Source organism: Arthrobacter sp. JCM 19049 (assembly GCF_001310435.1).
Genome location: NZ_BAXF01000079.1, coordinates 1 through 7,441 on the forward strand (window position 1 = coordinate 1; position 7,441 = coordinate 7,441).

Annotated in this window: 8 protein-coding genes, 1 other RNA gene and 3 pseudogenes; all 12 read right to left on the bottom strand. The window is 63.6% G+C overall.

The window, feature by feature from the left end; translation table 11 throughout:
• Positions 1-447 (bottom strand): hypothetical protein (locus JCM19049_RS05870; protein WP_279402562.1); only part of this gene is annotated, 447 nt, incomplete at its 3' end.
• A 108-nt stretch (positions 448-555) separates the two neighbouring features.
• Positions 556-852, bottom strand: coding sequence for a hypothetical protein (locus tag JCM19049_RS05875; RefSeq protein WP_279402563.1), 297 nt, complete (start codon positions 850-852; stop codon positions 556-558).
• Positions 849-1,049 (bottom strand): hypothetical protein, encoded by a 201-nt coding sequence (locus JCM19049_RS05880; RefSeq protein WP_054821107.1) that lies wholly within the window; start codon positions 1,047-1,049, stop codon positions 849-851. Before JCM19049_RS05880 ends, JCM19049_RS05875 begins: the two co-directional genes overlap by 4 nt.
• Positions 1,050-1,148: 99 nt before the next feature.
• Positions 1,149-1,517: a transfer-messenger RNA gene (gene ssrA, locus JCM19049_RS18905) on the bottom strand.
• A gap of 118 nt (positions 1,518-1,635) precedes the next feature.
• Positions 1,636-2,115, bottom strand: coding sequence for an SsrA-binding protein SmpB (gene smpB / locus JCM19049_RS05885; RefSeq protein ID WP_054821108.1), 480 nt, complete (start codon positions 2,113-2,115; stop codon positions 1,636-1,638).
• A gap of 54 nt (positions 2,116-2,169) precedes the next feature.
• On the bottom strand, positions 2,170-2,628 hold the full coding sequence (locus JCM19049_RS05890) for a M23 family metallopeptidase (protein WP_054821109.1): 459 nt from the start codon (positions 2,626-2,628) through the stop codon (positions 2,170-2,172).
• A gap of 291 nt (positions 2,629-2,919) precedes the next feature.
• Positions 2,920-3,549, bottom strand: a complete 630-nt coding sequence (locus tag JCM19049_RS05900) for a hypothetical protein (RefSeq protein ID WP_054821111.1) — start codon at positions 3,547-3,549, stop codon at positions 2,920-2,922.
• A 117-nt stretch (positions 3,550-3,666) separates the two neighbouring features.
• Positions 3,667-4,581 (bottom strand): permease-like cell division protein FtsX, encoded by a 915-nt coding sequence (gene ftsX / locus JCM19049_RS05905; RefSeq protein ID WP_054821112.1) that lies wholly within the window; start codon positions 4,579-4,581, stop codon positions 3,667-3,669.
• Positions 4,578-5,392, bottom strand: a pseudogene (gene ftsE / locus JCM19049_RS05910) (cell division ATP-binding protein FtsE). The gene ftsX and the pseudogene ftsE overlap by 4 nt, the downstream one beginning before the upstream one ends.
• A 232-nt stretch (positions 5,393-5,624) precedes the next feature.
• Positions 5,625-6,289 (bottom strand): annotated as a pseudogene (locus JCM19049_RS05915) (CoA transferase subunit B).
• Between the two features lie 15 nt (positions 6,290-6,304).
• Positions 6,305-7,069: pseudogene (locus JCM19049_RS05920) on the bottom strand (CoA transferase subunit A).
• 166 nt (positions 7,070-7,235) lie between these two features.
• Complete coding sequence (locus JCM19049_RS18910) at positions 7,236-7,340, bottom strand: putative transporter small subunit (RefSeq protein WP_279402564.1); 105 nt, start codon at positions 7,338-7,340, stop codon at positions 7,236-7,238.
• Positions 7,341-7,441: the final 101 nt, after the last annotated feature.

Below are 7,441 nucleotides of genomic sequence, written 5' to 3' on the forward strand. Positions count from 1 at the left end.
GGCGGGCCCCCCGGGCAACGGCCGTGGGTGCGGCACGACGCGCCCGCGCGTGCTCAGCACCAGTACGATGCTCACCGCGCTCAACCCGAGCATGATCGCCGGCCAGAACAGGTACTGGGTGGCGCCGGTATGGGCGATGCTCAGCCACAGGGCGTAGCTGCCGATGAGGTAGGCCAGGTGGATGAGTATAACCCGGGTGCGCAGCCGCCAGCGGACCTTGGCCTTCGGCGAGAGCGCCAGCGCCAGATGGCCAGCAGCGGAATCACCACCACGAGGATGGCAAGCACCGGCGGCCAGGGCAGGAAAGTCATGGCGGTAAAGCCGGCGGCAACCAGCAATCCGACTTCGAGGATAAAGGACACCGTCGCATACGCCGCTGAAATACCAGGTGACACCCGCGAGGTCTTGCCAATACCCATCGCTCTTAATCCCACTCCACTTCGGCACTTATTACGTTTCTTCGCTCGTCCAACAGTCTATGTCCTTCGCGCCGGGTGCCGCGACTTGGACGCCTCGCCTCATACCCGCCGGAGCCGGCGGAACGCCGTGCCTCCGCTAGCGCTCGGCCGTGTAGCTTTGGCTCCCGTCACTGGTGGAAACCGTGACCTGGTGCAGGCTTGCGTCGACCTGACGGACGCTTTGCAGAACCTCGGTGGCGATTTTCTTCAGCTGCTCGCGGTCCTCGGCCTCCTGGCTGCTGACCAGCAACTCCAGGTGGCCTTCCTCGGGGGCGAACCAGGCTTGCACCTGACGGTAGGGTGCGTTGAGCTGGGAGACTTCGGTGACACCATAATTGCCCAGCCACTGCCGGATCTTCTCCTCAGCCCAGCGTCCGCGCTGCGCGCTGGTCATGGCCGGCGCGGTGCTCTCCACGAGGCACCTTCAGCCGGACCGGTGGCCGGCACCGGATCGGAGGGGGCCTCGGTGCTGTGGGCACCGGCCGCACGCTGGATCACTTCCACCCCGCCGATGGCCAGCGCACCGGCGCCAATGATCGCAATCCCCAAGAACAGCAGCATCAGCAGTACCGAACCGCCAGCCTTTTTCATGTGCCCCTCCTTATGAACCCCCAATCATCATAGACCGTCCCCGGCTTTTCGGCGGGAGGGCATGACAAAGCCCCGGATCCTGGTGGATCCGGGGCTTGCATGTGGAGATGGGAGAATTGAACTCCCGTCCGCTGTGGTGTTGCCAGGTCTTCTCCGGGCGCAGTTTGCTGTGGATTTTCTCTGCCCCAGCCATCCCGCAAACAAGTGGCTGGTCCGGGCACAGTTGCCTAAATTATGCGATCAACGCCGGCAACGTTCATTGATCGCAGTGGCTATCTAAATGACGTTAGGAACAGGGGCGATAGCATCCCCTGGCTAACGGACTGTCTGGCTGCTTAGGCAGCGAGAGCGAAGTCAGTGCGCTTAGATTCGGCACTTATTTGGTTGCAAAGAGCGTTAACGAGATAACTTTGCGTCCTCGGCCCGCTTCATCTGTCGCGACTCACACCGTCGAAACCGATCATCCCCGTATTTTGTTTTCAACCTTTGATCTCTCAAAGCCAACGACATCTTCCGATGCCCACCTTTTCGGTGCTAATCCATACTAGCGCAGCCCCGGCCAAAGCCCAAGGGGCTGAGAGCCGAATCACGCCGAGCGCCGGTTGCGCTCACGCATCGCCCGCAACGCGTCGCGGTTATCCTGCTTTTCGCGCAACGTCTGGCGCTTGTCGTACTCGCGCTTACCGCGGGCCACACCGATTTCGAGCTTTGCCCGGCCCTCCTTGAAGTACAGGCTCAGCGGGACCACGGTCAGCCCCGTTTCGGCGATCCTGCGTTCGATCTTGCTCAGCTCCTGCCGGTGCAGCAGCAGCTTGCGCCGGCGACGGGCCGCATGGTTCGTCCACGACCCGTTGAGGTACTCGGGGATGTAGATGTTCTCGATGAACAGCTCCCCCCGGTAGAACTGGCCAAACCCGTCAACCAGCGAGGCCTTGCCTTCCCGCAGGGATTTGACCTCGGTTCCGGTCAGCACCATGCCGGCCTCATAGGTATCGAGGATTTCATAGTCATGCCGCGCCTTGCGGTTGCTGGCGATGACCTTGCTTTCCTGGTTCTTCTTAGCCATGGCACTCCTTGTCTTGCACGTACGAAGAATCGCACACAGGGACCAAGTCTAGCGTTAGAGAAGTCCCAATGGGTTCACGGCCTGCCCGTTGATCACGGTTTCGAAATGCATGTGGCACCCGGTGGAGTTGCCGGTGGTCCCCACGTAGCCGATCAGCTGGCCCTGCTTGACGTGTTGCCCGGCATGGGCCACCACCTGCGACATGTGGTGATAGTTCGTGGCCAAGGCCTTGCCCTTGACCACGCCGTGGGAAATGGTCACCTTGTTGCCGGAGCTGCCGCCCCAGCCGGCCATCCACACTTCGCCGTCGGCCGCGGCATGCACCGGTGCTCCGCACTGTCCGCCGAAGCCCCAGTCCACGCCCGCGTGTACATAGCCGCCGCGTCCGCCGTAGTCGATGGTGCCCGCAGGGGTGGGCCGCCAGCCGAAGCTGGAGGTGATCCGGCCACTGGAGACCGGCTTGACCAGACCCCAGCTGCTGGGCTCCGACACGGTCTTGGGGGCCGGTGCCACGTACTTGGGCTTCTTGTAGCTGGCCTTGCGGCCTCGGCCTTGGCCTGGCGCTTGGCCGCCTCTTCCTTGGCGCGCTGCTCGGCTCCCACTTCGCCTTGGCTTCGGCCTGGCGCTTGCGCTCGGCTTCTTCCTGACGCTTCTTGCGTTCGGCCGCTTCACGGATCAGACGCTCCTGGCGTTCCTTGATCTGCGCGTTCACGGCCGCGTATTCCTGCTCCTGCTTCTGCAGCTTGGCCTGAATCCGCGGCTTTTCGGCCTCCAGCTTGCTGCTTAGGGCCTCCGTGCTGGCGATCAGCTGGTCCAGTTCGCTCTTGCGCTGTTCGGCCTCATCGCGCGCGGATTCCTCCTGGGCCAGGGCACTTTCGGCCTCAGCTTCAGTCCCTGGATCTGCTGTTCGACCGCAGCCAGGCGCACCTTGTTGTTCTCGTCGGTGGCCTGCTGCTGCGCCAGGTCGTTGTAGACGCTGTTCTGCGACTCCAGCGCCTTGCTGGCCAGGGTGATGCCGTCGGCGATCTCGGTCGCGGACTCGATGTTCAGGATCATGTCCAGGCCATCGGACATGCCGCCACGCTTGTAGGCCTCCGAGGCGATCTGCGAGATCGTGGACTCGGTTTCCTTCAGCTTGGCCGAATTCTTCTCGATCTCCGCGGCCAGTTCATCGCGGGTCTGCTGTGCGGCAATCAACCGGTCATTCAGGTCCGCCACCGCGGCCTGGGCGTTGGCGACGCGGCTGCGGGCATCGGCCAGGGCCTGCTCGGCGCCGGGCAACTGACCCTGCTGTTCACGCAGTTTGCGATCGGTCTCCACAATGTCGGCGTCCAGAACTTCCATGTCCTCCTGAATGGAGTCAATGTTCTGCTCGACCTGTTTCTTGCGGTCATCCAGTTCGTCTGCCCCTGCCAATGTGGCCGGAACCAGCATCGTCAGCGCCAGAGCGCCACCGACAGTCGCGCGGAGAAACTTACTTCGCACCGCGTGAGACAGCATAGTGCTCCTTAATGAGATTTCTAGTTCCGGTGAAGATCGGCAAAGAATTGGCTAAACCTTCAGGTAGCGCTTCAACGTTACCACTGAAGAAATTGTTGCCAAAATGATACCGATTAGCAAGAGTCCGGGCGCAATCAGCAGAACTTCGTTCGTCGAGATGAACGCGACCCCGAGGTTGTCATTGGCCAGTTTCTCCTCCACGAGGAACTTCACCAGCAGCCAGAGCGTGCCCGATGCCAGCAGGCTGCCAATGACCGCGGCGATCACCCCCTCGATGATGAACGGCAGCTGAATCGAGGTCTTGGAGGCGCCAACCAGACGCATGATCGTGGTTTCCAGCCGGCGGTGCATGGCCGAGAGCTGGATCGTGGTGCCGGTCAGCAGCACCGCACAGACGATCATCACCCCGGCCACCACGGCGGCGGACGCCGAGGCGACGCGCACCAGCTGGAAGACCTTCTCCAGCAGCTCTCGTTGGTCGATCACCGATTCAACGCCGGGGATGGTGGAGAACGTCTCATTGATGACCGGGTACTTCTCCGGGTCATTCAGTGCGATGCGGAAGGACTCGGGCAGCTGGCCTTCCTGGACCTGGTTCAGCAGCGGCGAATTCTCGAACTGCTCCTGGAAGTGCTTGTAGGCCTCGGACTTCGACTCGTAGGCGAACTCCTTGATGTACGGGGACAGCTCGTCGCTCTTGAGCAGCTCTTCGATATGCGAGCGCTGCTCGTCGGTGACCTGCTCACCGGCGCAGTTCAGCTCCTGGGAGTTGTCGTCGCACAGGAAGACCGCAACCTCCATGCGGTCATACCAGTAGCCCTTCATCTGGTTGATCTGCAGCTGCAGCAGCACCGAGGCGCCCACGAAGGTCAGCGACACGAAGGTCACCAGCACCACCGAGACGACCATGACGATGTTCTGCTTGAGGCTCTTTCCCGCCTCGCGGAGGATGAATCCTGGCCTCACTGCTCTCCATCTTTCGTTTCGCTCGAATCCTGTGCCGGCGCATCCTGACCCGTTTCCTTCGCGGCAACGTCCTCGGAGGTGCCAAAGTGCAGCTCGCGCGAGCCGTCCTGCTTGATCACGGTGGTCATCGGCATGTAGCTGCCGCTGGTTTCATCGCGGATGATCTTGCCCTTGCTCAGCTCGATCACGCGGCGCTTGTAGTCGCTGACCAGCTCGTGGGCGTGGGTGGCCATCAGCACCGTGGTGCCGTTCTGGTTGATCCGGTCCAGCACGTTCATCACATCGAGGCTGTTCTTCCGGTCCAGGTTGCCGGTCGGTTCATCGGCCAGCAGGATCGAGGGCTTGTTCACGATGGCGCGGGCGATACCCACGCGCTGCTGCTCGCCGCCGGACAGCTCGGTGGGCTTGCGACGGGCCTTGTCCTCCAGGCCCACCAGCTTCAGCGCCTCGGGCACCCGTTCACGGATCTGGCGCGCGGCGCGCCAATGACCTCCAGCGCGAAGGCCACATTGTCAAAAACACTGCGTTCGCGCAGCAGCCGGAAGTCCTGGAACACGAATCCGATATCGCGCCGGAGCTTGGGTACACGCCAGCTGGGGATCCGGTTCAGGTTCTGTCCGGCGACGTAGACCGCGCCCTCGGTTGAACGCTTTTCACGCAGGATCAGGCTCAGGAATGTGGACTTGCCGGAACCGGACTCACCGACAAGGAACGCGAACTCGCCTCGGTTAATCTCGATGTTCACATCGCGCAAAGCCGCATTTCGCTGCTTCGGTTCATAGATCATCGAGACATTTTCGAATTTAATCATGTCTTCAATCGCTTGCTAACGTCGGGCGCGACGCAGGCCCCGGGTCCCCACCCACCGACGGCACAGAATGCGTCATTTAATTGAAACCCTATCGGCGCACGCGGCCCTCTCCCCGAATTTGGGCGCGTGTTGCCGGTTTCTTGGCCGTTACACAGCCTACGACATGAGCGGCGTTAATGCGGTTCCCCGCGCCGTGAACCGGCGCGGTGCGGGCCGGGCCGATCCGCTGCGGCTAAGCCGTCGCCAGGGTCCGAACCCCGGGCTGGGCGCTAGGCGACCAGCGGTGCTCGGTGCGTTCGCGCACTTCGTCGCGGCTGACGCCCTCGGCCAGTTCGAGCACCGCAAGACCGTTTGGGGTGATGTCGAAAACCCCCAGATCGGTGATGACCCGCTGCACTACCCCGAGCCCGGTGATCGGCAGGCTGCACTGGTTGACCAGCTTGGCGCTGCCGTCGCGGGCGTTGTGCTCCATCAGCACGATGACGCGTTGGGCGCCGTGCACCAGGTCCATCGCCCCGCCCATGCCCTTGACCATCTTGCCCGGAATCATCCAGTTCGCCAGGTCCCCGGCCCCCGAAACCTGCATGGCCCCGAGGATCGCCACATCGATCTTCCCGCCGCGGATCATTGCGAAGCTCATCGCCGAATGGAAGAAGCTGGCCCCGGGCAGTACGGTGACGGTCTCCTTGCCGGCGTTGATCAGGTCCGGGTCCACTTCCTCCTCGGTGGGATACGGCCCCACCCCCAGGATCCCGTTCTCCGACTGCAGCACCACGTCCACGTCGTCGGCAGGTAGTTGGGCACCAGCGTTGGCATCCCGATGCCCAGGTTCACGTACGCCCCGTCGGGCAGCTCCCGGGCGGCGCGGGCCGCCATCTGCTCACGAGTCCATGCCATGTTCACCACGACCTTTCACTTGGCGCGGGTGGTGCGCCGCTCGATGGGCTTCAGGTGCTGCTCGCCGACCTCCACGATGCGGTGGACGAACACGCCGGGCAGGTGCACCTGGGCCGGGTCCAGTTCACCGGGCTGCACGAGCCGTTCGACCTGGGCCACGCAGATCCGCCCGGCCATCGCCGCCGGCACGGAGAACTGCTGGGCGGCCTTGTTGAAGATCAGGTTGCCGTGGGTGTCCCCCAGCGCGGCGTGCACCAGGCAAAGTCGGTGACGATGGAGGGTTCCAGCACGTACTGCTCCTCGCGTCCGGCAAAGTCGATGGTGCGCACTTCCTTCGGCTGGCTGGCCTTGAGCACCGCGCCGTGCGCGTCGTAGCGTTGGGGCAGCCCGCCGTCGGCCACCAGGGTCCCGACCCCGGTGCGGGTGAAGAACGCCGGGATGCCCGCGCCTCCGGCCCGCAGCTTCTCGGCCAGTGTGCTGCGGGGTGAGTTCCACCTCCAGCTCCCCGCTGAGGAACTGGCGTTCAAACTCCTTGTTCTCCCCCACATAGCTGGCGGTGATCTTGCGGATGCGGTGGGCAGCGAGCAGCACGCCCAGCCCCTGCCCGTCCACGCCGCAGTTGTTGGAGACCACGTGCAGGTCCTCGACCCCCGAATCCAGCACCGCGTTGATCAGTTCGGTGGGGTTGCCGGACAGCCCGAAGCCGCCCACGGCTATGGAGGCGCCGTTGCGCACATCGGCCACGGCGACTTCCGGATTGGCAAGGCTCTTGTCGAGCATGGTCTCAGAGCTCCTCGGCTGGCGGCCCGGACACGCTGTGGCCCGGATCACTTGGGCTGACTGCTTAGGCTCATCGTATGACTGCCCCGGGCAGAAAGAAACCCCCGGCCTCGCCCTAGAGGCGAAACCGGGGGTCGGCTGTACTGCGCCGGGCCGCGGCGGACGGCTAAATCAGGTCTTCGCCGTTGCGGCGCGCCTCCAGCCATTCGGCGATGAACCCGCGGGCGATGAAGAACATCACCGCGCCCACGATCACCGGCCAGACCAGCACGTACAGGATAGTGCGAGGGTACCCATCTAGTTCTCCTTCGTGTTCGTGGTTGCGGTCTCACCCGCGGCGGATGGGGAGGCCGCCGGGGCGGCCCCCTTGGC

Excerpts from the sequence above, each read along its gene's own strand:
- JCM19049_RS05880 (WP_054821107.1), bottom strand. The coding sequence starts at position 1,049 with ATGAAAAAGGCTGGCGGTTCGGTACTGCTGATGCTGCTGTTCTTGGGG.
- smpB (WP_054821108.1), bottom strand. The coding sequence starts at position 2,115 with ATGGCTAAGAAGAACCAGGAAAGCAAGGTCATCGCCAGCAACCGCAAG.
- JCM19049_RS05900 (WP_054821111.1), bottom strand. The coding sequence starts at position 3,549 with ATGCTGGTTCCGGCCACATTGGCAGGGGCAGACGAACTGGATGACCGC.
- JCM19049_RS05875 (WP_279402563.1), bottom strand. The coding sequence starts at position 852 with ATGACCAGCGCGCAGCGCGGACGCTGGGCTGAGGAGAAGATCCGGCAG.